The organism is Dyadobacter linearis, from assembly GCF_907165045.1.
Classification (GTDB): domain Bacteria; phylum Bacteroidota; class Bacteroidia; order Cytophagales; family Spirosomataceae; genus Dyadobacter; species Dyadobacter linearis.
Genome location: NZ_CAJRAU010000001.1, coordinates 61,220 through 86,896, shown reverse-complemented (window position 1 = coordinate 86,896; position 25,677 = coordinate 61,220). Strand labels below are relative to the sequence as shown.

Genomic DNA, 25,677 nt, shown 5'->3' with positions numbered 1-25,677 from the left:
TTTCTAAAATTATTCTTTTTCTTAGCTTATCCAATCTATGAAAAAGATGAAAATCAGGTTACTCGCGTTCGCATTATTGTTGCTCTTCAATACCAATCTTTTTGCCCAAAAAGCGCCCCCTACCCGGGTAGTCACGTATCGCAACCCGGTTATTGCCGGTGATTTTGCCGATCCGTCGGTTATCCGGGTGGGGGATACCTATTATGCAGCGGGCACTTCTTCGGAATGGGGGCCGGCTTATCCGATCTATTCTTCCAAAAATCTGGTCGACTGGGAATATGTGGGACCGGTATTTGATGAGCTGCCGAAGTGGACAATGGGCAGCTACTGGGCGCCAGAACTGTTTTTTCGCAATGGGACGTTTTTCGTATACTATACTGCCCGCCGGAAATCGGATCAGAAATCTTTCATCGGCGTGGCGAGCACCAAGGATTTGACCAAAGGTTTTAAGGATCACGGGGTGATTGTCGAATGGACCAATGAAGCGATCGACGCGTTTATTGTGGAAGACAAAGACAAGCTATTCATCACCTGGAAGGCTTACGGGCTGGATAAAGACAAAGGTATCGAGATATTGGGTGCCGAACTTTCGGCCGACGGACTGAAAATGACCGGTAAGGAATTTACAATGATCAAGGCCGATCCGGCAGGTTGGGAAAATGGCGGCGCGGAAGGTCAGGCTATATTCAAGCGAGGTAATTTTTGGTATATGCTCTATTCCGGCAACGCGTGCTGCGGAGAGCAATGCGATTACCAGGTCGGCTTTGCGCGGGCCGAAAATCTGCAAGGGCCGTGGACGAAATATTCGGGCAATCCTGTACTTTTTGGAGATGAGACTTGGAAATGTCCGGGTCACGGAACAGTAGTTGTCACTCCTGACAAACGTTACTTTTACCTGCACCATGCTTACAATGGAACGGAGTTTACTTTTACAGGTCGTCAGGGAGTACTAAGCGAATTGATTTGGGACGAAGCTTCAAAATGGCCCGCTTTTAGGTACGGAAAAACGACGCCAGCCCAGGCAGAAGCGCCTTCCACCGCCACTGTACTCACTAATCCAAGCTTTTCACTCGACTACACCCGCGATACCTTGCAGGCTCCATGGGTATATGACGTGCGTTTTCCAAAGCCTTCCTATGCGATCGAAAAGGGTGCATTGCGCATTGAGAAGACGAGCGAGCAGCCGGTGGGCAGCTTCATTGGACTGGTATTGAAAAAGGGTAACTACACTTTTTCAGCCGAAATGAAATTGAATGAGCTGATGCAAAATATTGTATTATACGGCGATGCTGATAATGCGCTCGGGCTCGGTGTCCGAGAAGAGCTAATCGAGGTTTGGCAAATTAAAGACGGTAAAAGAGAAGTGATCAGATCGCAGGAAGTGCCTGAAAAATTTAATTTGATGAACCTGAAAATTGACAGTCGCTTTGGCCGGTTTTACGAATTTAGCTGGGAGGTGAAAGGCCAAAAGATTGATTCTCTCTCAAATAGCGTCAAAATGGAGGCGCCCTGGCTGCCGCGCTGGGACCGTGCGCCCCGCGTAGGTGTGAGCGTTTCGGGGAAAGGTGGCGGCAAAAGTGAGATCAATGCAATCCGCATGAAATACGACTGATCATGAATGCAATACCTCCGGCATGTCCTTGCTGAACTCTTCGCCATAAATGCGGCTGTACTCGCGGGCGAAGTTTTCCAGTGTCGCTTTCGCGAGGGAATGTTTGCCTAAATGCGCCAGCGCCTTGCATTTGATGATCATCGCCTCTTCGTTCACGGGATCAAAATAGAAGATGTAATTCGCCAGGCGGATCAGGAATTCAGGATCTTCGGCCATATTCACAGAGGCGGCGTAGCGGAGGTACGCGTCCACAATTTCATTCGAAACTTCGGATTTGAAACTGTCCAGCCACTCGTATTCCTGGTTGGAAAGAAAGCTTCCGCGCTTGGTAATATTGGCCAGCCGGGTCACTTCCTGTTTGGTCAACGTGCGTTTTCCATTTACCAGCGACAGATATTCGGCGTAGTCGACGCGCAGAAAATCGTAGTCCACATTCAGTTTCCAGTAACCGGTCTCTTTCGAAACCACGCAATGTTTCAGCTGGTCGAGCACGGCTTTCAGCTTCGCGATATTGACCGAACGGTTGTTCCGCGCGCTTTCCGCCGATTTGTCAGACCACAATAACTCTTTCAACTTTTCAGAACTGATCCCTTCCCGGCGGGTGGAGTAAAGCAGCAGGACAAGGAATAACTCTTTCAGCAGTGGCGTAAAAGACTTGGTGATCTCTCGCCCGTTTTCGTCGAATATTTGCAGGTTTCCAAAAAGTAAAATACTGTTTTGAAGTGGAATAGGGCTGAATCCATCGGTAGCTGCCGAAAATATTTCTTCTGGTGCCGACTTTGGTACGCTGGCGCGAACCGGCTCACTGACGGGCGGATATGTTGGTTTCTTTTTGTTGTAAAAATAGATCAACAACGCAGTTACTATTACACCACCTGCAATCACTGCCCAAAGTCCGTAGTTACGCTCACCGGCCTGGGCCACGGTTGGCGCGGCGCTCGGCAATGGAGGCGAGTAAAGCGAATAGATCGACGCGACTGTCTGGTTATTGTTGTTTTTATGCAGGGTAACAGCTACAAAGCGGCGGGTATGCAGGTCGTAGAACAGGTCGGCAAATGAGCCTGTGTCCAGGAATTGGAAAGGTATTTTCGAACCGACAGCCACGTAATCGGGAGATTTGAGCGAGCCGCGGATCAGCTGCATTTCGCTTTGAAACTTATCTTTCGGGAAGATCAATGCGTAGTAGCTGGATTCTTTCTCATTGATTACCATTGAGTTGGCAAATACAAAATCCTCCGCCGGAGATTTTAGCTGATATAACCTTTTGAAAGAACCATCAAGCGCATTAAAGTAAAGCAGATCATACCAGTTTCTCGGATTCAGGATCTGCTTGCCCGTGGTACTTCCATAACCTCCTATCAGGTAAGCGCCCGTTTTTGTGCGCCCCAATGCAGCGAGATATCTCGGGTTGAAAACGGTATCATTTCTTGCGAGATCAGTCCAGCTATTGTTTCGAAGATCATATTTTTGAACATTCCCTTTATACTCCAGATGTCCGTATCCGCCAAGTATGTAAATAGAAGATTCCGTTGGTGAAAAGAACTTATTAGCGTGGAGAAAATGCGATTTCTGCGACGAATCGGGCACATTTCTATTCCAGGTACCCGTTTTCAGGTCGAAAGAAGTTACCTGTTTTTCGTTGATAAAAATGTTGAAGATCTTGTCCTGCGACTTGTCATACAGCACCTGATTATCCATAAAAAGCGACTGGGCAGGGTAGCTGAAATAGCGTACGGTATTGGTGGCGACACGGTAATTGATCAGCGAATCCTGGCCGACTATAAACACCGAACCCGATTCCTGATCACAGGCCACACGAGCCGGGCCTTCCAGCGTAAAGGTTTTTAAAGCCTGCCAATCGTGGTGCATTTTTTTGATCCACAATGGATTCGTTGCCAGTCCGTCGCGGTGGTTTTGCAGTTCCGTCGCTTTGTTGCCGAGCATTTCGTCGAGCGGCCAATGGTATTTCAGAACACCTTTGTCAAACGCCTGCACATTCCGGATCTTCATCGCCGGCACATCCGTTGTATTGAAATTCTTGTAGCGGGTAGCGCCGAAAAGCACTTTATAGCAGCTTTTTCCGCTTGTTTCAAAAGGGTGGCGAAAGCTTTGCGTACCGGAAATCAGTGTGATCGTTTTTTGTTTTTTGTTGAATATCAGGCGAATGCGGTTCCATTTCTGAAAAAGGTCCTGAGCGGGGATATTGAATGCGATCGTAGAAAAACGGTCGCCGGTAACAACTTTGAAATGGTGGGTTACGAGGTCAGAATTGTCGTAAAGGATATCAATATTGCGGTTATCGTCTTCGATCAGCCGCACGATGTAGCCGAAATAGTTTCTTTTATCCGGCAAAAATGAAAGCTCAAAGGAAAGCTCAAAGTCTTCATTAAAGCATAATGTACCCTCGGGACTGAGGTCGAGGCCGGTACGTTTGTCCTGAACAGCCTCAAAACTTTCAAACCCCAGCCCGTAAGCCTGCGCAGAAAGCTCGTTTGGCAATCCGGAAAGGAACGTCAGGAAAAATGATAAAATGAGGGCGCGGAAACACATGCGTGGCGTAAAAGTGATTCGGGTTTGCTGGATGAAGTGAATTGGTATTCAAATAAATCTGAAATCGGGCAGATACCAGACCCGTTAAGCAAATATTAAGCTTTTTTTAAGTGTGATTTACTTAATCACCTGGCAGAAATGATGAGCGGGGCGCGCAATCCGGTTCGGCCTCGACGAAAGTCGAGCTCGGAATGGACGAGAGAAAGGATAAATGGAAAAATTGGGAGGTTCAGCCTGCTTCGTTCAGACTATGCCTGAGTTGCCAGCTCATTTTGAGATTGTAGATCTCTTCCTGTTGCGCCGAACGAAGTGCGGACAGGCTTGCCTCCATGGAATCGTTGAGCGCCCGCATTTCCCGGATATGTTTCATTTTCAGGAATATGCGTTTCAGCATTCCCAGCCCGCTGCTGGCGGCATTGATCTCTTGATTTTGAAGTACTTTGAGTGCTTTTCGCTGTTCGTGGAGGCTGGCTGATCTGGTGCTTATTTCGTGAGCGTGTGTCCGGAGGAGGTTGATATATTCCTGGCGGTAGTAGGCATTTTGATGCATGGTCTGCGGAGGTTAGGTAGCGTAGGCATGAAATTCGAAATAATTTGTGACTGTAAGTAAACCTGTGAGAACTAGTTCAAGGAAAACTTATTTAGCGGTTTTTTCAGAATGAAATAATGCTTTCGGATGTAAGACCAGCAACATTTACTGCATTTTTGTATAGTGGCAAAATTTTTTTTCAAAACCATTAGGTAATTATTACGTCTCATCTGTCCTACTTTAAGAAAGCAAAACAGGTTACTTATGATCGGATTCGCCAGTCTTGATTCTTCTGAAAACGGGGGAGAGGAGCGCGCAATGAGGGCAGCAGGAGGAGATCCTTCGGGAACCGGGCTGGATGGGTTGGCGGATACGGAGTTTTTTATTCGGAAAACCTTTGAAACCGACGTGCAGAAAGGTTGTGAGCTGCTTTTCCAGCGTTACTACAAGCCTATGTGCAGCCACGCAGTGAGGTTTGTGTATTCAAAGGATATTGCAGAAGATATCGTGTCCGACATTTTCTGCAACTTCTGGGATGCTCAAATATACCGTTCAGTCAATATTTCCTACGGCGCCTACCTTTTCCGATCGGTTAGAAACCGTTGTTTCAATTATTTACAAAAGGAGCAGAATAAGACTTTCCCCATTGACGCAGCTATTGAAAACGATCCGGAGAACTCGCATTTACCCGAAAAAATGATGCAGTACGAGGAGCTTTACCAGCAGGTGAATGCGCTCGTGCAGGGACTTCCGCCGCAATGTCAGAAAGTATTTGTAATGAATCGTTTTGAAGGAAAAGGTGGCAAAGAGATCGCCTCGGAGCTGAATTTGTCTACCCGCACCGTGGAAGCGCATATTTCAAAAGCGCTGAACGTGATCCGAAACGGGTTGCGGCATTATTGGGTGGAGTCGGTGTTGCTGTTTATTATTCCTTTCTGTCAAAATCTCAAATAAGCTATTAAAGCCGACCATGTCATCGATCAGCAAACTATTACTATTTGAACATTTCTCCGGCCGTACTTCCGTGCTTCAAAAGAAGCTGATCGGGGAGTGGCTGCAAACGGAGGCAAACCGGGAGCAGTTTTATGCCTGGCTGGCCGAGTGGGAGGCGACCTTTCCGGTGTACGATCCTGAGCTGGGCGAGCCGCTGGCGCGTTTCAAACAATATATGCAGGAGCCTGAAAAAATGCTTGCCGATACCTCCGGAAATAACCTTGCAATCAACAAAACGTTTACCTGGTACCGTTACGCAGCTGCCGCTGTTTTCCTGCTACTGGTTTCATTCGCGGGTTTCATGTTTAAAGACCATTTGTTGTACCAGCGTTACACTTCTGATTTTGGGAAAATGAAGGAAATAACGCTTTCGGATGGCAGCCGGGTTACCCTCAATGCCAATTCTGTACTAAGGGTACCGCGCTGGACTTTCGGCGCTTCCGACCGGAATGTGTATCTGGAAGGCGAAGCGGAATTCGCGATTACACATTTGCCTGATCATCAGTTGTTTCAGGTCCATACGATGGACAATTCACTAATTACAGTACTTGGAACGGAGTTTACCGTTTACACCCGCGAGCAGCTTACTAATGTGGTTTTAAATAAAGGAAAAGTAAGATTGTCGTCGGCCGCTGCCGAGGAGCCGCATACCATGCAGCCGGGTGAGCGCGCGACCATCGTAAAAAGCGGCGCGATCAAAGTTGAAATGCTTTCAGAAAAAGAGCTGGCCGCAGAAATGGCGTGGAAAGAACATCGGTTTGTTTTTGACAACACCCCGCTGAGCGCCGTCGCCGAGAAGATCCGTGAAGTATTTGGCGTGGAAGTTCATATCGCAGATAAAGCCCTCGCCGTCAGAACCGCCACAGGTTCTTTCCCTGCCGAAAGTGCGGAAGAATTATTGACCAATATGTCTGTCATGTACGGTTTCGAGATCGTCAAGACCAAAAAGCAATTTCAGATTAATCCTATCCCTTAATTTTTTCTTTTACGTCCTAACCTAACCAACTGATTATGCAGAAACGACTATTATCAGTCCGACGGCTATTCCTATTGCTTGCAATCAGTGCTTTACCCACGCTCGTTTCCGGCCAGCTGCTGGCAAAGCTGAAAAGTCAGCCCGTTCAGCAACGTGCTGAGCCGCAACGTGCGATGAAGCTCAAAGAAATGTTGCTTTTGCTGAAAGCGAAATATCAGGTTGACCTTTTATTTGAAGAAAAGATCCTGCCCGAGGTACTCGTGCCGGGCAATGCAATACGGTCGGGTGCGTCATTTGAAACAAACCTGAAAACCTTGCTCGGAACCACGGGTATTCAGTTTAGAAAAGTAAAAAAGGGCACTTATGTATTGCTGGAACAAAAACGGACCCGCGAATTCATGAAGCCCGAGCCGCTCGTTCCCGGCCAGCCGGAAGCACATAAACAGGATTTACCGACTATTCCTTCCGGAGCAGAGGCAGGTAAAGAGCACCTGTCACCAACCCGCATTGCGCCAAACGAGATTACGATCAAAGGAAAAGTGTTCGATACGCACGAGCCGCCGCGCGAACTTCCCGGCGTGACGATCGCGATAAAAGGAACCAACGAAGGCGCTTCGACGGACGAGAATGGCTATTTTGCGCTGGATGTACCGCGCGACGCAGTGCTGGTATTCACGATGGTGGGCCACAAGAGTGTGGAATATGTTGCGAAATCAGCGAATTCCAACCTCATCATCGCATTGCAGGAAGAAATCGCGAGCCTGGACGAAGCAATAGTAGTGGGGCAGACCGAGCAGAAGAAAAAGCATATTGCCGGTTCGATCGCAACCGTGAATGTCGCCTCGCAGATCAGCGGAAAGCCCATTACAACGCTCTCGCAATCGCTGCAAGGCGGGGTAACCGGCTTACAGGTGCAGCAAAGCTCGGGCATGCCGGGCGGCGACGCGGCGGCGATCAAGATACGTGGTATAAGTACGCTCGGTAACTCCGATCCCCTCATATTAGTTGACGGTATCCCGATGGATATGAACCACATAGATCCTGTGACCGTAGAAAGTGTGACGGTTTTGAAAGATGCGGCTGCGTCTGCCATGTATGGTGCCCGGGCGGCAAATGGTGTAATTCTGGTCACGACAAGACGCGGTACGCCGGGTAAAATTTCGGTGACCTATGATGGTTACGTCGGTTCGCAATCGCCTACCTATTTGCAGAAGCTGGTTGACGCGCCGCAGTACATGCGGATGTACAACGAAGCGCGCGTCAACTCGGGTAACCAGCCTTTTTACACTGACGAAGTAATCCAGAAAACCGCGGACGGATCGGACCCGATCATGTACCCGAATACCGATTGGGTGGACCTGATCGTGCGTGAAAACTCGCCGATCACCAGCCACTCCATTTCACTTGACGGCGGTAATAACCTCGCCAGGTTTGCGGTAACTGCCAACTATATGTACCAGGACGGAATGATCCCGCTCAGTAAAATGGATCGTTTCAATATCCGCGCGAATACCTCCATTACCGTCAATAAGAGATTCGTTTTCGACGTCGATCTATTAGCCATAAAAAGAAATACGCGGAACAATACCCGCCCGGATGCCAATCAGGGTAACCGGATGCTCGAAGATGTGTACCGGGTGCCTCCAACCATTTTACCCAAATACCCTGAAAAGAATGGCCGCACAATGTACGGCAGGTACGCGGATATCGTGAACCCGCTCGCTTACGCGGAGAGAGGCGGGTACAGAGATTTTGAAAGTGGGCAGGCATTGATCAATATCCAGCCGAAATGGGAGGTTTTTCCAGATTTCAATGTGAAAGGTCAGTTCAGCTTCCGCCTGAACAGCGACCAGGACCGTACCATTGCAGACGCCTACAATTTCTTCGATTACGGAACTAACCAGCTGGTGCAGAGCTGGGGAGTGCAGCGTGGCGCCAGTTTCGCGCGCGGTACCTATATGTATATGGCCGCGAATGCCGATTACACCTTCACCAAAAATGATCACCGGCTTTACGCATTCGGTGGTTTTTCAACGGAAAAGAATAGTTCGGGTTACTGGGATGTGAATACGATGGTGTCTGGTTATACTAAACTGAACTACTCTTTCAAGGACAAATATTTGCTGGAAGCGACAGCGAGAATGGACGGTTCTTCGAAGTTCGGGCCGGGGCATCAATGGGGCTTTTTTCCTTCGGCGGCAATCGGCTGGAATATGCACCAGGAAGAATTTCTGAAAAATGTTCGCGGTATTAATAACCTGAAACTCCGCGCTTCCTATGGTTTGCTGGGAAATGAGAATATCGGACTTTACCGTTTTCAGACGCTTGTGCAGGGTACGAACGGGTACGAGAACATTTGGGGTAACCCGGATATTACCTGGGAAACCGTCGGCCTTTTTGATGTGGGGATTGATGTAGGGCTTTTTAACAATAGCCTTGAACTGATATTTGACTACTACGATAAAGTGACCAAAGACATCATCCTGCAACCACAGGTTTCCTTTGTAGGTGGAATGGGAAATGTGCCTATCAATGCAGGAAAGGTGAGAAACCGGGGATGGGAGTTGTCTCTCAATTATTTTAAGGAATTAAGTAAAAACTGGAATTTGTCGGTGAAGCCGGGTGTGTCGTACAACCAGAACCGGATCCTGGAACTGCAAAACGGACCATACCTCACGAGTACCACGATCAATCAGGAGGGCAGACCGATCAGCAGTATTTACGGTTACCGCACGGGCGGACTATTGCAGCAAGGCGATTTTAATGAAAGCGGCGCGCCTCAGGTTCCGGCCGTGGTTGGTGCCAAGCCAGGCGATATCCGCTACCTTGATCTGAATGGAAACGGACAGATCGACGCGCAGGACCAGGAGGCAATCGGTAACCCTGTGCCGATGGTCAACTATTTCACCAATGTTCGCCTGGCGCATAAGAAGTTTGATATTGAAATGCTGATACAGGGAACGGGCAAAAGCGACCAGCGACTGACAGGAATGCTGGCTTACCCACTCGATCAGACAGCCGACGGAGGCGTGCCAACTACCTATTACGCAGATCGTTACTGGACACCAGAACGTACCGATGCACGGTTTCCAAGGCTTTCCAATACACCTGCAAACAACAAACTTTCGTCCGATTTCTGGATCCAGAATGGGGCCTATTGCAGGGTGAAATACATTCAGCTGGGTTATAACCTGCCTGTTAAGGCGGTCAGAAAAGTGGGCGCAATGGGAGCCAGGCTGTATGTGAATGCGCAGAATCCTTTTGTATTTACCCCGATGAAACTAATGGACCCTGAAAGTCTTGGGAACCAGTGGACTTACGGGATCATGAAAGTGTACACAGTTGGTATTAATGTCAAATTTTAGTGGCTGCAACGATGAAAAAGTTATTTCAAATACTACTTACCGTGTCGATGCTGACGGTTTTCACGGGCTGTGAAGATTTTTTAACCCAAAACCATCCGACCGGGATTACGGACGACAAATTCTGGGAAACCGAAACCCACGCCCGCGACGCTTTGCGGATTGTGTACGACGCGCTGCCCGGTGGTACCAATGGACGGGACATGCCCTTGAATACCAGCAATATCATGATCATTTCCGGTCTCAGCGACGAGGCGGTGCACCGGGCTGATTACATTGGCGCTTACGAGGAATTTACCCGCGGCGTGCACAACAGCAACTGGAGTACATCGCTTTGGTTCTGGAGTTCCGACTTTTCGGGCACGCGCCGGGCAAGCCGCTTTCTCGAACACGTCGACAAATGCTTTATGGACGAAGCGCTCAAAACCCGCATGAAATATGAGGCCCGTGCATTGCGCGCCTATTATCACATGGAATTGTTTCAGTTTTTTGGAGGGATACCGATTGTGACCAAATCGCTGACGCCCAATGAGAATAATCTGACTAGAAATTCCGAAGAAGAGGTTTATAATTTCATCATTTCCGAGCTCACGGAATGCGCACAGAACCTGCCTGATACGTACACCAACGATGAATTTTGGCGGGTAAACAGTTCGGCCTGCTGGACACTGATCGCCCGGCTTGCGCTTTATAAAAAAGATTTCACCCTCGCCCGCGACGCTTCCAAAAAGGTGATCGACAAGAATATTTATGAGTTGTATACCAGCAAAACGGCGGGCGCGAATAGCCTCGCAGAATTGTTTACCTATTCGGGAATGCTTAATAATGAGCGCATTATGATCCGTCCGAGTGGCGCGGCTGTCGCCTGGACACGGTTTGCCCCGTTCGGGATTGGCGGAGAAACCTACACTTCACCCACGAGCACTGTGGTTGACAATTGGGAAACGAAGCAGGGGAAAACGATCTTCGAGCTGGGCGCAGATTCTGTTGCCGCTTACCGGAAAAACCCGAATCACCGCAATAACCGTGATCCGCGACTGGTCGCCTCTGTTTTGTTTTCGGGGGAAAAATTCGTTGATGATACTTACACCGTCGATCCGTTCAATGCATCGCCGAGCAATCCTGATCGGATTGGGCTGGAAAAATCCACGGCGACCGGCTACTGGATCAAAAAGTACCTGGATCCACGCGACCGCCAGCCCAGGGGAGGCACGCTCGATTTCATGATTATTCGCTACGCGGAAGTACTGCTCAATTACGCAGAAGCGCTGATCGAGTTGGGGGAATTTAGTAACCCGGAGGTTTTGAAAAACATTAATATGGTACGCAGCCGATCTAAAATGCCGAATGTGGATGTGAAAGTTTACAATTCACAGGCAAAACTGCGGGAGCTGATCCGTCGCGAGCGGCAGGCGGAACTTGCATTTGAAGGACAGCGCTACTACGATATCCGCAGGTGGGGAATTGTAAACGAGGTGATGAACGGACAGGTTTTCGGGGCTACCAATCCGGAAACCGGCGTGGCTGTGCGCGTGGAGGAACGTTCCTATAATCCGGCGCGCGACTATTTGTGGCCGATCCCGCAGAACGAGCTGCTGGCTAATCCGAATATGAAGCAGAATCCTAATTACTGATAAAATGAAAGGGGGACAAAATCGATTTTGTCCCCCTTTCTTATTCTTGAATCACTATTGCGCTACCTTTTCCAGGAGCGCCATTACTTTGTTGTAATAGGGTTCAGCCAGCTTGCTGGGCTTGATATCCCAGCCGCGGTCGTAATTCACAATGCAGCAATCTATGAAGCTGTTGGTACTTTCGCGAATGGTCGGATCCAGGATAGACAGTTTGGAAATACGTCCTTTGTCAATACCGGAACGCGAAGGTTCTTTCAATATCAGCGCCGAAAATTCGTAGCGGTCAACAATCCCCGATATCCAGAATGCGCCCCGGTTGGTCGCATCGCCAACTTTTCCGGTGATCTCGGCATGGATCTCTTTCTCCGCGGGAATACTGACGTCGGTCTTTTGCTTTTTCAGGTATTCGTCAATAGCGCGGGTCACGTGTTCGAGCGGATCGGAGCCGTCGAAGGCACTCAGATCACCCAGTTTCCTGATCTGCTGGTCATTTAATCGAATACTTTTACGCAACACTTTCCGCATATTATGGCTAATTTCTGACTGATATCAAAAATACGCAGGTTCCCAGATGATATTTCAGCAGATCGGGATTTTGATCGCGCTTGGTTAAAATTTGGATTTATTCTTAGTATAGATTGGCATATTTCAGAATGTTATTTGGAATGATAATAAAAAAACAATGTGTCCGATCCATACAGTATGAAGGAAATCTGCGTTATTTACATCCAAGGCTTCCTGTGCGGAGCCACCCTGAATCGATCTAATGCTAGCCAAAGACAGAATTAAATTCACTCCCAAAGTAAAAAGCCAGTTTTTCCCGACATTAAAGAACCGGATTGAAGCGTACTTTGTAACCAACCAGATTTCCCGCCACGCGAACAGCACGATGGTGATCAAAACGATCTCTTTGCTGTCGCTTTACATCCTTCCTTTTATTGCAATTGTGGTGTTCAATCCGCCGTTCTGGTTGAGTTTGATCGGCTGGTTTTTGATGGGAATGGGCGTTTCTGGCATTGGAATGAGTATTATGCACGACGCCAATCACGGCGCGTATTCCTCGAAAGCCTGGGTTAATAAGTGGCTGGGCTATACGATCTATCTCGCAGGTGCCGGCGTTACGAACTGGAAGCTGCAACACAATGTGCTTCACCACACTTACACCAATATTGCCGCGCTCGACGAGGATATCCGCGACCGGGGCGTAGTGAAACTGTCGCCGCACTGTACTACCGGAAAAGTCCACGGATTTCAGTGGCTGTATGCATTTGGTTTTTATGGCATTCTTACCCTGTATTGGGTTACTTTCAAAGACTTTCTTCAGTATAAGGAATTTATAAAATCCGGTGTTAACCGGCAGACCAGGAAGGAAAATAATGGCCTCCTGTTCGGATTGATCGCGCTGAAACTGGCTTATTTTCTGGTATTGTTCGGGCTGCCGATTTTCGTGGCCGGTATCCCGTTTATGCACGTACTTGCAGGATTTTGTGTCATGCACATTACTTCCGGACTTGTGCTGACGATCGTATTCCAGCTCGCGCATTCAGTGGAGGGAACGAGCTATCCGGTAGCCAATGAGCAGGGGAATCTGGAAAAAGACTGGGCGATCCATCAGCTGGAAACGACGGTTAATTTCGCGCCCAGGAATCGCTTTCTTACCTGGTTTTTGGGTGGTTTGAATTTTCAGATCGAGCATCACCTTTTTCCAAAGATCTGCCACGTGCATTATCCGCAAATCGCGGCGATCGTTAAGCAGACTGCGGCGGAATTCGATCTGCCCTATATGGAAAACGAATCCTTTGCGATTGCATTAAAATCGCACGTGTCGAGTCTCCGCCGGTTTGGAATGCCTTCTTTGAATGAGGCTATCGGTTGATTTACAAAATACTTCGGGCACTTATCTGGCCGCTTTTTTCCTGGCCTGCGCTTCGATGATCAGTTGCAGGTCAGCACTTCCTTCCGTCACATGCGCATAAGTTCCCTGGCCGAGCTGACTTAATTTTTTGAGCTTCTGACCGGTGTTTGCATTTCTTCCAAAAGTAAAAACAGTAAGATACAGGTCCTGGCTGGCATTTTGTTTGATCATTTCCAGCACTTCGTCGCTAACCGGAAATTCGCCGTCGGTTGCCAGCACGATCCGGTTGTTGCCTCCGCGGATGTAGCTTTTGTTTGCTGTTTTGTAGGCTAGTTTAATTCCTTCATTTCCATCGGTATCCCCGTCAGATTGCAGCAAATCTATCATTCTTGCAATTTCAGAAGCTTTGGAACCAGACGTTGGTTTTAGCACTACGCGTGCTTTCCCGGAATACAATACGATCGTGATCTGGTCTTCGGGACGCAGCAGCGTAAGCAGCGACTTGATGGAACGTTTCAAAAGGGGCATTTTGAAAGGAGAATTCATCGATGAGGAAACATCGAGCAGCAGGATCATATTGTTGGCCGCGAAACCTTCCAGCGAACGCTCCACATTTTGCTGTGTGTTTCTATCTAAATACACGGTATCAACCCGCACGCGCTCCACATAAACGGTGTCGCGAAAAGTTTGGACCGTTTTTTCAGATGCCACTTCGGTCTGCTTTTTTGCGGGTTGCTCTTGCAGTTGTTGGGGCTCGACGGATTTGGGTGCGCCGGCTTGCGCGGCTGGTGTTTCGATTGATTTTGAAGCTGTTAACCGTCGAAAAGCAAACAGGTCGGGCTGGTTGACAGTTTTTAACAAACCCGCATTGGCTAGCTCAACAAACTTGTTGTACAGGTAAACCAGCTCCCCGTTATAGAAGTAGTAAAACGATTCGTAGGGATTGGAATAGCTGTTTTGCGCCGGTTTAAGCTTCTGCACTTTCTCCGAAAACCGCAGTGAATTGCCAGCCAGGTCTTCATAGGGCGTATACGGGCAAAGTCCGTTGCTTCGGCCGTATCGCTGCAAGCCTTTCATATTCTTGTATTCGTCGGCGATCAGTTGCTTGGCGCTGTTTTCAACCTGCGCAGTTTCAGGAAGTTTATCTGATTTGCCTTCTAAAAAAGCCCGTACCGCAAACAGATTTTCCTTATCCGCGTCTAGCGTTTGCAGCAAAGCATTCCCGGAAACGTACCACGAGCTGGCGGGATCTGCATTTGGAAAGCTTTCGTGAATACGTCGGATATCTTCGTACAACTGTTCCTTTTTTTGATCAAAAATCCCGAAAAGCACAGCATACCTGTCAAGTATCTCGTCCGAGCGTTTCAGCTGATCTTTTAAATACTGTTTCTGAACCGTGTAATTGACGAGTTCAATGCTCAGTCCATCCATTTCCTTCAATATATTCAGCAACACTTCTGCCTGCGTGGCGATAATCTTCCTATAAGGCTGGGGAATAGCGGTAGCCGAATTGATAAGCAACTGATAATCCGATAGCGGAACTTTGAAGTCGGCGTGGGAATAGGTGAGATCGGCACGTTTTGCAGCGGTTGCCAGGTCGCGGTAGTATTCGGCGGAAGACTGGTAATTGCGGGTCAGTAACTGCAACAAATGCATTTGCCGTAGCGATTCGTTGATGAAATCAATATAGCCATTGAAGGTACTAATGGTCGCCGGCGTGGCGGGTGCAGTTGCTTTTTTTAGTTTAAATGAAGGCGTTGGAATATCTTCGAAAGCGGGCGTTTTTCCGCTTTTGGTAATATCCGGATCTGCGGGTTGCAGCGCAGTGACCGGACTGAATGCAGGATAAAATAACAGCCGTTTCCCCGATTTACTGTAATTGACAAATGATATTTGCATCGCGAGCATATCCTGGTTAAACTGCCTTAACAGTGAGATATAAACGCTATTTCCATGCTCGGCAGACTGTTGTGCTGCGAAATTATGATCGTCCAATGCGCGCCGTTTGATATCCTGCATCGACGCGATGGCCCTCTTGAAATCACCCGCAGCGCTGGACGCAGGGTAGGGTAGTTGTGTGACCGCTTTTCCGTACGCGGCCAGCCATTTTTCATCGAGAAGCATACTCTTCTGCACGCGCTCAACCGGCCAGGCGGATTTGGTAGCCTTACGCAAATAATAAGGTAGTGAGTCGAGCAGCTGCTGCTGGCTGGCTAAAATCTGCTCCATTTCCCGCTCCGTGCTCAAAAAAGGATCAGTTGGATCGTAAGGCTGGTATTTTCGGTAGAGCTGCTGTATTTGTTTATAAAAAGCAGTTTTCTCATTTCTAAACTCAATGAAAACACCTTCCATTTCGGATACAAGCGCGCTGGATTGTTTTAGATTATCGTTCTGGTAAGCATTCAGCCTGACGTGCGTTTCGAGCGTTTTCGCGGTTTCGTCAAGCCTATTCAATATCTGCCAGACTTTTTCGGCTCCCGCGTTCAATTTTAATTTTTCAGCAGGTTGCAGGCCGGTTCCTTCCAGGCACTTTTTGTAATAGTATTCCTCCAAAGGCCCCGACGAAGGCAGGCGTAACGAGAATCCTGGTTTTTGCTGGTACGCTTCCACTTCTGACTGATATTTCCGCAGCATTTCGAAACGGTCGGTTACGACATTTGCTGATTTATTTAAAAACTCAACATATTGATTGAGGGATGGAAATGCCGCTGCATGCTGTGCAACAGCCCAGTAGGAACTGAATGAAAACATAAATGTGAAAAGAGCGGAAAGGCGCATAGTGTGACCCGGTGGAAACCTGATTAGCGGCTGGTTTTTCCAAAGTTCGTAATTTGCTCTAAATCACAAGCGTTATTTAGCCGGCAGGCGGGGCGGGTTAGTTAACGGTTCAGCTTTCGCTCTGCGCAAGTCGTATTCTAAAATTTAGAAGTAAGATCAGTATTTTAAACAGCCTCGCCGCTTGTCAATGTGATCACCCAAACCAGGCAAAACCATGTTACGAATATCCCTCACGTGCGCATTCGCAATATTATATATAGGAATACAGGCGCAGTCGCTCAATACACTTTCGGCCGGAGAGAAAAAGGACGGCTGGAAACTGTTATTCGACGGAAAAACATTAAAAGGCTGGCATGCCTACAATGCCAAAACACCCGGCTCCGCCTGGATCATCGAGGATGGTGCTGTGAAATTGAATGTGCCGGAAAGAGCGGGCAACAAGGCGAAAAACGGAGGGGATATCGTCACCGACGAAATGGTAAACGGCGATTTTGAATTCAAAGCGGAATGGAAAGTGAGCAAATATGCGAATAGCGGGATTTTCTTTTTTGTGGACGAAAATCTGACTAACAAGAATATGCACACTACCGGGCTGGAATTGCAGGTTATTGATGATAAGATCTATGAAGGCGCCAAAGAAAACACCCACCGGGCGAGTGATTTTTTCGGGATCGCTAATGCGCGGCTGCGTGAAGGTAATCCGCAGGGAGAGTGGAATAAAGTTCATTTTATCGTTAAAAACGGCAAGCTTACCGTATATCAGAACGAGTTTATCGTACAGGAGCACGATCTTAACGGCGCGGACTGGAAACAACGAGTAGCCAACAGCGGACTAAAAGCCGCTCCGATCGGCAAAGGGATTTACAAGGGCAGGATCGGGTTACAGGATTGGGGCAGCACGGTTTGGTACCGGAATATCAAGTTGAGGCGGTTGTAGCTGTTAGGTTTTAGCTGTTAGGTTTTAGCTGTTAGCTATTAGCTATTAGCCCTATATCAATAGCTGACAGCTAATGGCTAACAGCTAACAGCCAACAGCCTTCCCCAATATTTCCAAGCAAAGGCAGCGCTAGTTCATTAACTTGTGTCTTATTATTTACAGACCCAGTTTACGTTCCAATGATCAGATTATTGCCATTTTTATTTTTACTAATTGTCTCATTTTCAGGTTGTCGAAGTGATGATCCCGGCAAACTCGAAGAAGTCATTGAAAAACCGATAAGTAATAAGGATAATTTTCTCTCCGGTTTGTCAGCAGAAGGGCGGTTCTGGCGATTTGAAACTTTAAAAATTCAGTACCGGGATTCAAGCTCAACCATTGACTTTCAGGATACCCGCATCACAGCGATTCCCTGGGAAGTGCTAGACGGACCTATTCATAATATAAGCCTGCGCTTTTCAGGCGGTTCGGTACGCGAAATTATTAGTTCAGGCCCTTACGGAGATGTGGAGTACCCGAATAACCGGACCATGTGGTCGACGATTATGGGAAATGTTAAGGACGGTACCTGCGGCTGGAATGAGCAGAAACAGACAGTCACCATGATTGTTCCAGGCAGTATAAGTTCGATTATTCGGGCAGCGGCCAGGGAAAGATTTATACCGCGTGAAGCACATATGGAAAGCGTTCAGCCTTTGCTATACACAACTTTGAGTGAAGCTTTGCATGGGGCGTCGCCGGAACGCGTCAATGTGGTTTTGCATGAAGAGAATTCGCTGTTGGGACGAGTGAAATATACCCTCTCGTTACGAGGAGCATGGATAAGGGAGACTACGCCGGGAGGCAGGCAGGCATTTCACAAAGTGACGTATTGATTTTTTGACAACAGACGGCATGATCAGCAGACCTTTACGCGGATTTTTATATACACGCTACTTTACATGTATTTTGCCAGTTACGCTATTTTGTATGTTACTACTGGCCGGATGTAACACTGTGGTCGAACCGACAGATCCGCCTGTACTGTCAGAAATACCTGATAAAGTTGTGAAAATGTTTAGTGCCCGTTTCCCGAATGCTACTGAAACGACAATTAGAATAGTGGAGAAAGACCGGCTTTGGGAGGCCAACTATAAGGTAGATAGTCAGCGCTTTTATGCCGGAATGGATTCGACCAGAATACTCAAACGTTCAAGACTGATAGAAGGATCGATTCCGGATTCGATCCTCGGATATGTGAATGCGGCGCCATCTACTGGAATTATGATTTCAAATTACCAGGAAGAGGTTGAGTCATTTTACAGGAACTACGACATGTTCACTGCCAGGTATAGGTTTCAGGACAAAGAATATCTGATGGGCTGGGTTCCCGGGAGCCGGAGCTATATGCTGCGCAGCGAGCCTTTTTATAAGTTTGAATACCCCATTAATTCAAAAGCCGACCTGCCTGCAAATATCCGCGCTGTATTGGATTCGGAGCCACTTTTATACCACGGCGGGCTGGTTTTCATTGACGAGAAAAATGAAAAGCGGTATCAGGTCAGTGCTTCGAATGGAGACGGTTTGCCGGGCGGAGATTATGTGTTTGATAACAACGGAAACCTGATCTCGGTGAGTTACAAACCGGCCAAAACATTTTCGAGCGTAGAGGAAGCGCCGGAAAATGTCAGAAAGTACCTTGACCAGCTGAATGTACAGTACGGATTCACGTTTCAAATGGGGTACCAAATGCGCATTACCAACGGATATTGGTTTTACCTGAGCAACAGTAACCGCGAATCGCTGGAATTAATATTAGACGAGAATGCCAAAGAATTAGAAAGATTTCACACGAAATATGTGAATTGATTACCCATTCAACTTCCCAGGAATTAACGCGTAAGATCATTCGATGAGGCTTTTTAAAAGCAAAAAATACAGCTCGCTGGAAGAACTGGTCAAAGCCTGTCAGAGGCAGGACCCCAGTGCGCAGACTGCTTTTTATGACCTCTACAAATCGAAATTGCTGGGTATTTGTTTCCGTTACGCCAAAACCGGTGCCGAGGCGGAAGACATATTTCAGGAGGCGCTGATCAAGGTTTTCAAGAATCTGGGAGAACTAAAGGATATCAATGTGGTGGCCAGCTGGGTAAAATCGATCGTGATCCGGACTGCCATTAATTACTACAACCGCACCACGAAGCAAGAGCAGCTCAATTCATGCGTAGACGATATTACCGCCGAATTGAAATCAGAGGAACACGAGCGGATCATTGACCAAATGGATATGGAAGTGCTGCTGAATGTGATCAACAGCCTGCCCGACGGTTACAGGATGGTGGTTAACTTATACCTGATCGACGGATTTTCGCACAAAGAAATAGGAGAGTTTCTGCACATTACGGAGAGTACTTCGCGCTCCCAGTTTTTCAAAGGGAGAAATTTATTAATTAAGAAATTAGAACAAAAAGGAATTACGCAATATGAAATCTCCTGAGAACCATACAGATGACGGATTGCGCGACGCCCTGAAACGGAGGTTCGACGACTTCGAAATGAAGCCGGACCCGATGTTGAAGAAGAATATTTTTGCAGCATTGCGGGTATGGCAGAAAGACAAGAATTTTCAAAGAAACTGGATCGTTTTCCTAACCCTGGCAATCCTGTTTACGGGAACATTATTTCATCGGTCAAGCCGAAATCCGGTTGTGAAAGAAATGCCGCATTCGGCGAAAGTCAATACGAACAGGTTACCCGAAGCGGAAAAACCGGCGCTTGCAGCGGCAGCGATTGAGACAAAGCATATTGCTGAAAACAGGGTTGCGGCGAAGTCCGTCGGGTTGGTTGAAAAAAGTAGTATTGTAAAGCAAACCGGCCCGGTCGCGTCTGTTGAAGTTCAACACAATTTAGAAACTAACAGAAATGTGGCAGTTCCGTCTGAGCGGACTATTGATCCAATCCCGGATCTGCCTGGTCGCGAAAATAGTAATGCTCGTGAAGCGGTTGACAAAGAACTAATTAACGAGGATCCAGGTAGCAAAGTCGAAGAGAACCTGGCACTTCTTGACAACTTGCCCGCGCATTTTGCCAGCCCGCTAATGCAGGTACCCGAGCCCGTTTTACCCGATTCGAGCTACTTCGTAAAACCAAAGACCGCGAACCACGGCTGGACGATCCTGGCCGGGGTTACGCCTGTTAAGACGTTCCAGGTTCTGAATGTCATTTCAAATCCCGGTTTTATCTATCGGAATTTCCAGTTTCCCAGGTCCGCTTCGCTTGAAACTTTGGGATATAAGCTGAATGCAGGAATCGGGAAAAATGGTTTTGAATTCCTGATCAGTTATTCACATTACCGCCAATCTGTACGCTACGAGCAGGCTGGCGATGAGTTTGAGATATTGCCCGGCGGAACAAATGATGCACAGGTAAGGCGGAAGTTTACCGCCGTGAATTCTGATCGTACATTGCGGTTGGTCGGATTGGGAGTACGAAAACAATTCGTTCCGCGGGCGCCGGCGTTCCGCGATTTTTATGCTTCAATTGGCACCGAGTTAAGTACGGAACTGACGCAAGGCGGCACTATGGCGTGGCTGAATGCGGGTATCGGCCGTCAGGTAGTGGTTGGTAAAAGTGGAACATTGCAGGTCGGTCCTTACTTCGAATACGGGTTTACCAAATTGCTGAGTAGGGAAGGAGCTTTCCAGGTTAAGCCTTACCAGGTCGGACTATCGATCATATTAAAAAACAGCTTTAAAGACCGGTGATCGTGTAAAGTGAACGGACTTATTCGAAACCAGGGTTTTGTACGAGTAGCTTGTTGTTGTCTATTTCGGATTGCGGGATCGGATAAAGTCTGTGCTTGTCGGCTGCATTGGTTTTCCCAACCTTGTGCAGGTTCGCCACGAAACTCGGCTTTCCGTTTGCATCCTTCTGCCGGATCAGGTCAAACCAGCGCTGGTATTCGTAAGTGAGTTCGAGGCGGCGGTCCAGATATACCGAGTCGCGGAATTGTTCTTTCGACAAACCGGTCGTCAGATTTGGCAAACCTGCCCGGTTTCTCACGCGATTTAGCGATTTGTAAGCTTTTGCAGTAGGTCCGTTCGCTTCGTTTTCTGCCTCGGCGTGGATGAGGAGCAGTTCTGCATATCTTAATATCGGTACATTGGTAGCCGCTTGGTTAGTTACCGTGGAGGAAGCAGGATCAACCCATTTATTCCAAAATGGCGTAGAATCGCCGGGTACGGTCGCATTAGCAATAGGCAACGCATATTTTCTCCCATTCGCAGGACTCGTAAAGCTGCGCACAAAAGTAACGTCGCGCCGCTTGTCAGTCGGTTTGAAAAGTTTGTAAATGCTGAAAAACTTATCGGAACCCACCGTATAAAACCGCACCATGTGCGCGTAGTTTCCATTCAACCCCGGCACTCCCGAAAGTATAGCGCGTGAATATTCATTGTTTCCCTGGTTCAGCGAATTCGATTTGAACTGCGCCGAGAAGATGTGCTCCCTGTTGTTTTTAAATGCGGGTAAAAATACTTCGGCATAATTGGTCACCAGGTCGTAATTGTAAGTCCCCGTACCGCCGTCCGTTGCTGAAAGTGCTTCCTCTGCCCTGGCGACTGCATCCTTGTAGTGTGCGGCTATATTGAGCGGGTAGGAAGCCTTGGTCAGATATACTTTTGCGAGCAATGCTTTTGCAGCTCCGGCAGTGGCGCGGCCGGCATCGGGAGATGCATAAGTAGCGGGAAGTGCCAATGCGGCCTCTGTCAGGTCTTTTTCAATCTGCGCATACACCTCTGATGAGGGCGATTTGGCAACTTCATATCCGGCTGCATCTACAAACTTCTGGTACTCCGTGATCAGCGGCACGTCGCCGTAAAGTCTTACCAAATTGAAGTAATACAGCGCCCGCAAAAATTTTGACTCGCCTATCAGCCTCGATTTCAGTGTATTGTCAAACTCGATAGCCGGGATTTTTTCCAATGCAACATTCGCCTTTTTGATAGCTGCATAATGCTGCTGCCAAATCTCGTAAATACGCAGGTTACCCGACGAATGCGCGAGCACGGAAAGCGAGCGAACATCCGCATTGGTCGCGCCCGGACCCGGATCTTCATCGTCGCCCGCCATATTCATACCCGTATTGAACAGCGTATTATAAGGAGTCTGGACATTGTTACCTCCCGAATTCAGGAAGAAATAAACCGAGTTGACAGCATTGATCGCGTCGTTCTGTGTTTTGTAATATTGATCTTCCGAAAGGAAAGACTCGGGTTCCTCTTTCAGAAATTCCTCGCAGGAAGTCAATGCGAGCGCAAGAGGAAGGAGCAATATATATTTGATATTTTTCATTTGAATATTGATTTCTTGTTGACTACCGGGGCGATTAAAACGACAGCGATAAGCCAACCTGATACGACTTATTATTAGGATACACACCTGAATCGACACCTTTATTAATCAGTGACTGTCCGTTCAAGCTTACTTCCGGATCGTAACCCGTGTATTTCGTCCAGGTAACCGGGTTTTGGGCAGATACATAAACCCGCAGCGTTTCGATCTTGATTTTCGATAACAATGCTTTCGGAATGTTGTAACCGAGTGACAGGTTTTTAAGTCTGTAATAAGTAGCGTCTTCGATAAACCGGTCAGAAATGGTGATCGCCGGATCCTGGAATGCGGCTTTCACGTCTGTATTCGTATTCGTCGGTGTCCAGCGGTTGAGCAGTACGTCTGATCCGTTTACGTAACCCGTTCCCAGTTCCAGGTTTGCGCGGTTTTGGTTATACAACTTCCCGCCGATCGAAGCCTGGAAAAAGATCATCAGGTCAAACCCTTTGTAGCTGAAAGAGTTGGTTAAACCGGTTGTAAAACCTGGCTGGTTGGAAACGATCACGCGGTCGCCTGTTTGGGTAATGATCCCGTCACCGTTCACGTCCTTGTATTTCTGTCCGCCCGGACTCTTGTTTTGCTGGGGAGTCAGCGGCGTTTCGCCTTGCTGAATAACACCGTCGGCCTGGTAGGTAATGAACGACCCGAGCGGGTAACCTACTTTCGCGATCGACGGCATATTGATGTTTGGGATAATCTGGTTCACGCCGCCGCCGAGACTCAGGATCTTATTCGTATTGCGCGCAAAAATGAAGACCGTATTCCATTTCAGAGCGCCGGTTGTGTTCTGAGAATTTACATACAACTCAATACCCTGGTTACTTACCTCGCCAATATTCTGGTAAATCGTGGAAGCCTGGCCGTTGTAAAAGTCAGAAAGTCCTGATGAGCCCGCGACGGTTCTGGTTAGCAGCAGGTCGGAGGTTCTTTTGTAGTAGTAGTCAAAAATGATATTAAGCCTGTTCTTGAAAAGTCCGAGATCAAATCCTGCATCCACCTGGAAAGTTTTCTCCCAGCCAAGATCGGGGTTTGGTACGGTGTTCGGAGCGTAACCGGATACAGTTGTGTTGGAAAAATTGTATCGGAAATAGGCAAGTTGCGACAAAGACTGGTAAGGCGGAATGCTCTGGTTTCCGGTAGTACCCGCACTCACACGCAGTTTAAGCAGACTGATCTTTTTGAACTGCTGAAAAAACTTTTCATTGTTCAGGTTCCAGCCAAAAGCCGCAGAAGGGAAATAGCCCCATTTGTTACCCTCTCCAAAACGGGAAGAACCGTCGGCGCGAAGTGTAAAAGTGACCAGGTAGCGGTCGTCGAATGCGTAGTTGATCCGGCCGAGGTAGGAGGCAAGTGACCAGTCGTTTGCCGCTGAGCGGGGCGCAATGCTGGTGATCCCGGTTGCCAGGTTGTTGTAACTAAATGCATCCGTAGCGAATCCCGCCGCCTCTGCAATCGTGGCTTTGGACTCGGAAGTTTGCGCGGTAAAACCTACTACTGCATTCACGCGGTTTTTATCGTCAATATCCTTATCGTAGCTTAAAGTGTTCTCATTCAGCCAGCTGGTAGTAGAAACGGTACCCACAATCGCATTGCCGCTTAGAGCCTGGCCTTCTGCGGTACTGCTTGGGAGGTAGCGGTTTTGCTTGTTGCCCACCACATCCGCGCCGACTAAAATCTTCGCTTTCAATCCGTCGATGATCGTGCATTCACCCGAAATATTACCTAGAAAACGGTTGGTAATCGTTTCGTTCAGCTGGTTGTACAGGGAGTTGATCGGGTTTTGCAATGCAGATTCAAATGGGCTGTTGATCACGAAGGAACCGTCGTTTTGATAAACGGGCAGGGCAGGAGGGGTTTGCAAAAGGTTGGTGACAATATTTGTCGGGGCTACATTGGATTTGATATTGCTCGCATTCAGATTGGCCAGTATCCTGAACCGGTCGTTATATTGATGGTCCACATTCACCCGCGCCGAATACCTTCTGAAATCCGTATTTTGTAGAATACCATTTTGTTTGAAATAATTACCCGAAACTGCCAGCCGCGTTTTGTCTGAGCCCGAAAGGATCGACAGGTTGTGACTTTGCTGGGAAGCTTTGCGGAATGCCGCCGCCTGCCAGTCAGTACCCGCGCCGGTCGTATCCAGCGAATAGCCCTGTACTGAGGGTATAGTAGCTGTTTTTCCGGAATTCGCAGCCGCATCTTTACGTAGCGCCCACCATTCACCCGCATTCAAAAGCGGCAGCGTGCGGATCACTTCCTGGGTACCGTAAAATGCGTCATAGTTGATCGATGACTTGTTTTTTGAGCCCGTTTTTGTAGTGATAATTACAACTCCATTCGCACCGCGCGAACCGTAAATCGCAGTCGCAGACGCATCTTTCAAAACATCAATGTTCTCGATATCAGCGGTATTGAGCGACGAAAGCGGGTTGATCTTCGACCCGTTCGTCACGCCGGCATCGTTGAGTGAATAATCATTGTTGATCGGAAAACCGTCGATCACGTAAAGCGGGTCGCTGCCTGCAGTGATGGAGTTGTTACCTCGGATCTGGACACTCACCCCGCCGCCCGGTTGGCCGGAGGTTTGCGTTACGACCGCGCCGGCTACAGAACCTTGCAGCAAACGTTCCACCGAGGCCACCGGCTGACTTTTGATCTCAGTAGGGACTGAGGAGACGGAACCGGTGATGTCTTTTCGTTTTTGTTCACCATAACCCACTACCACCACTTCGTCGAGCAGGTTGGCCGTTTTCAGTGTCACTTCCACAGCCTCAGCGGTCAATTCGTAGATCTCGATTTCCTGCGTCTGGAAACCGGTCATATTGAGTTGCAGTGTGAACGGGAATTCTTTGGCGGCGGCAATACTAAACTTGCCGTCCACATCCGTCAAAGCATATTTGGAACTGCCTTTTTCAACAACAGTCACACCCGGCAGCCCCTGGCCGGAATCATCCTTGACGACGCCGGTAATGACGTCCTGGGCTTTTGCTTGTGAAAAAATTAACAGGAGTGCACCCAATAACCATAAAGGGTAGATTTTTTTCTTATCCATCAGAATTTTAGTTAATAATAAATGCG

General features: G+C 48.1%; 17 protein-coding genes. 11 read left to right on the top strand and 6 right to left on the bottom strand.

The window, feature by feature from the left end; all coding sequences use genetic code 11:
• Positions 1-37 precede the first annotated feature (37 nt).
• Positions 38-1,612 (top strand): glycoside hydrolase family 43 protein, encoded by a 1,575-nt coding sequence (locus KOD92_RS00350; RefSeq protein ID WP_229254463.1) that lies wholly within the window; start codon positions 38-40, stop codon positions 1,610-1,612.
• On the opposite strand, the gene KOD92_RS00345 is transcribed toward KOD92_RS00350, so the two are convergent.
• Positions 1,613-4,162 (bottom strand): galactose oxidase, encoded by a 2,550-nt coding sequence (locus KOD92_RS00345; protein ID WP_215231538.1) that lies wholly within the window; start codon positions 4,160-4,162, stop codon positions 1,613-1,615. It lies immediately after the preceding gene.
• Between the two features lie 229 nt (positions 4,163-4,391).
• Positions 4,392-4,712: a hypothetical protein gene (locus KOD92_RS00340; protein ID WP_215231537.1), complete on the bottom strand. Its 321-nt coding sequence runs from the start codon at positions 4,710-4,712 to the stop codon at positions 4,392-4,394.
• A 243-nt stretch (positions 4,713-4,955) separates the two neighbouring features.
• Between KOD92_RS00340 and KOD92_RS00335 the strand changes: the two genes are divergently transcribed.
• From KOD92_RS00335 to KOD92_RS00320, 4 genes are read left to right on the top strand one after another with little or no spacing between them, the layout of a single operon-like run.
• The gene (locus KOD92_RS00335; RefSeq protein WP_229254462.1) at positions 4,956-5,645 is read left to right on the top strand and encodes an RNA polymerase sigma-70 factor; all 690 of its coding nucleotides are present in this window, start codon (positions 4,956-4,958) and stop codon (positions 5,643-5,645) included.
• 16 nt (positions 5,646-5,661) lie between these two features.
• Positions 5,662-6,660 (top strand): FecR family protein, encoded by a 999-nt coding sequence (locus tag KOD92_RS00330; RefSeq protein WP_215231536.1) that lies wholly within the window; start codon positions 5,662-5,664, stop codon positions 6,658-6,660.
• 35 nt (positions 6,661-6,695) lie between these two features.
• Positions 6,696-10,025, top strand: coding sequence for a SusC/RagA family TonB-linked outer membrane protein (locus tag KOD92_RS00325; RefSeq protein WP_215231535.1), 3,330 nt, complete (start codon positions 6,696-6,698; stop codon positions 10,023-10,025).
• An 11-nt stretch (positions 10,026-10,036) separates the two neighbouring features.
• Complete coding sequence (locus KOD92_RS00320) at positions 10,037-11,656, top strand: RagB/SusD family nutrient uptake outer membrane protein (protein ID WP_215231534.1); 1,620 nt, start codon at positions 10,037-10,039, stop codon at positions 11,654-11,656.
• A gap of 54 nt (positions 11,657-11,710) precedes the next feature.
• Here the strand turns inward: KOD92_RS00320 and KOD92_RS00315 are convergent, their stop codons facing one another.
• On the bottom strand, positions 11,711-12,181 hold the full coding sequence (locus KOD92_RS00315; RefSeq protein WP_215231533.1) for a DUF7678 domain-containing protein: 471 nt from the start codon (positions 12,179-12,181) through the stop codon (positions 11,711-11,713).
• Positions 12,182-12,422: 241 nt separating this feature from the next.
• Here KOD92_RS00315 and KOD92_RS00310 point away from each other — a divergent pair, with 241 nt between their 5' ends.
• Positions 12,423-13,532 carry a fatty acid desaturase family protein gene (locus tag KOD92_RS00310; RefSeq protein ID WP_215231532.1) on the top strand — a complete coding sequence of 370 codons (1,110 nt, stop codon included), beginning with the start codon at positions 12,423-12,425 and terminating at the stop codon, positions 13,530-13,532.
• Positions 13,533-13,553: 21 nt separating this feature from the next.
• Here KOD92_RS00310 and KOD92_RS00305 read toward each other — a convergent pair whose 3' ends face one another.
• A complete protein-coding gene (locus KOD92_RS00305; RefSeq protein WP_215231531.1) occupies positions 13,554-16,289 on the bottom strand; it encodes a vWA domain-containing protein in 2,736 nt (911 codons plus the stop codon).
• Positions 16,290-16,503: 214 nt separating this feature from the next.
• Between KOD92_RS00305 and KOD92_RS00300 the strand changes: the two genes are divergently transcribed.
• From KOD92_RS00300 to KOD92_RS00280, 5 genes are all read left to right on the top strand, one after another.
• Positions 16,504-17,226 (top strand): 3-keto-disaccharide hydrolase, encoded by a 723-nt coding sequence (locus tag KOD92_RS00300; RefSeq protein ID WP_215231530.1) that lies wholly within the window; start codon positions 16,504-16,506, stop codon positions 17,224-17,226.
• Between the two features lie 179 nt (positions 17,227-17,405).
• Positions 17,406-18,101, top strand: coding sequence for a hypothetical protein (locus KOD92_RS00295; protein ID WP_215231529.1), 696 nt, complete (start codon positions 17,406-17,408; stop codon positions 18,099-18,101).
• A 94-nt stretch (positions 18,102-18,195) separates the two neighbouring features.
• A complete protein-coding gene (locus tag KOD92_RS00290; RefSeq protein WP_215231528.1) occupies positions 18,196-19,074 on the top strand; it encodes a hypothetical protein in 879 nt (292 codons plus the stop codon).
• 43 nt (positions 19,075-19,117) lie between these two features.
• A complete protein-coding gene (locus tag KOD92_RS00285) occupies positions 19,118-19,702 on the top strand; it encodes an RNA polymerase sigma factor (protein ID WP_215231527.1) in 585 nt (194 codons plus the stop codon).
• The gene (locus tag KOD92_RS00280) at positions 19,689-20,969 is read left to right on the top strand and encodes a hypothetical protein (protein WP_215231526.1); all 1,281 of its coding nucleotides are present in this window, start codon (positions 19,689-19,691) and stop codon (positions 20,967-20,969) included. The genes KOD92_RS00285 and KOD92_RS00280 overlap by 14 nt, the downstream gene beginning before the upstream one ends.
• A gap of 19 nt (positions 20,970-20,988) precedes the next feature.
• Here the strand turns inward: KOD92_RS00280 and KOD92_RS00275 are convergent, their stop codons facing one another.
• Both KOD92_RS00275 and KOD92_RS00270 read right to left on the bottom strand, forming a co-directional pair.
• Entirely contained in the window at positions 20,989-22,557 is a 1,569-nt protein-coding gene (locus tag KOD92_RS00275) for a RagB/SusD family nutrient uptake outer membrane protein (RefSeq protein ID WP_215231525.1), read from the bottom strand.
• A 34-nt stretch (positions 22,558-22,591) separates the two neighbouring features.
• On the bottom strand, positions 22,592-25,651 hold the full coding sequence (locus KOD92_RS00270) for a SusC/RagA family TonB-linked outer membrane protein (protein ID WP_215231524.1): 3,060 nt from the start codon (positions 25,649-25,651) through the stop codon (positions 22,592-22,594).
• Positions 25,652-25,677 lie beyond the last annotated feature (26 nt).

Coding starts and splice junctions, on each gene's coding strand:
- KOD92_RS00335 (WP_229254462.1), top strand. CDS start 4,956: ATGATCGGATTCGCCAGTCTTGATTCTTCTGAAAACGGGGGAGAGGAG.
- KOD92_RS00350 (WP_229254463.1), top strand. CDS start 38: ATGAAAAAGATGAAAATCAGGTTACTCGCGTTCGCATTATTGTTGCTC.
- KOD92_RS00345 (WP_215231538.1), bottom strand. CDS start 4,162: ATGTGTTTCCGCGCCCTCATTTTATCATTTTTCCTGACGTTCCTTTCC.
- KOD92_RS00305 (WP_215231531.1), bottom strand. CDS start 16,289: ATGCGCCTTTCCGCTCTTTTCACATTTATGTTTTCATTCAGTTCCTAC.
- KOD92_RS00315 (WP_215231533.1), bottom strand. CDS start 12,181: ATGCGGAAAGTGTTGCGTAAAAGTATTCGATTAAATGACCAGCAGATC.
- KOD92_RS00330 (WP_215231536.1), top strand. CDS start 5,662: ATGTCATCGATCAGCAAACTATTACTATTTGAACATTTCTCCGGCCGT.
- KOD92_RS00320 (WP_215231534.1), top strand. CDS start 10,037: ATGAAAAAGTTATTTCAAATACTACTTACCGTGTCGATGCTGACGGTT.
- KOD92_RS00285 (WP_215231527.1), top strand. CDS start 19,118: ATGAGGCTTTTTAAAAGCAAAAAATACAGCTCGCTGGAAGAACTGGTC.
- KOD92_RS00280 (WP_215231526.1), top strand. CDS start 19,689: ATGAAATCTCCTGAGAACCATACAGATGACGGATTGCGCGACGCCCTG.
- KOD92_RS00270 (WP_215231524.1), bottom strand. CDS start 25,651: ATGGATAAGAAAAAAATCTACCCTTTATGGTTATTGGGTGCACTCCTG.
- KOD92_RS00300 (WP_215231530.1), top strand. CDS start 16,504: ATGTTACGAATATCCCTCACGTGCGCATTCGCAATATTATATATAGGA.
- KOD92_RS00275 (WP_215231525.1), bottom strand. CDS start 22,557: ATGAAAAATATCAAATATATATTGCTCCTTCCTCTTGCGCTCGCATTG.
- KOD92_RS00325 (WP_215231535.1), top strand. CDS start 6,696: ATGCAGAAACGACTATTATCAGTCCGACGGCTATTCCTATTGCTTGCA.
- KOD92_RS00295 (WP_215231529.1), top strand. CDS start 17,406: ATGATCAGATTATTGCCATTTTTATTTTTACTAATTGTCTCATTTTCA.
- KOD92_RS00310 (WP_215231532.1), top strand. CDS start 12,423: ATGCTAGCCAAAGACAGAATTAAATTCACTCCCAAAGTAAAAAGCCAG.
- KOD92_RS00340 (WP_215231537.1), bottom strand. CDS start 4,712: ATGCATCAAAATGCCTACTACCGCCAGGAATATATCAACCTCCTCCGG.
- KOD92_RS00290 (WP_215231528.1), top strand. CDS start 18,196: ATGTTACTACTGGCCGGATGTAACACTGTGGTCGAACCGACAGATCCG.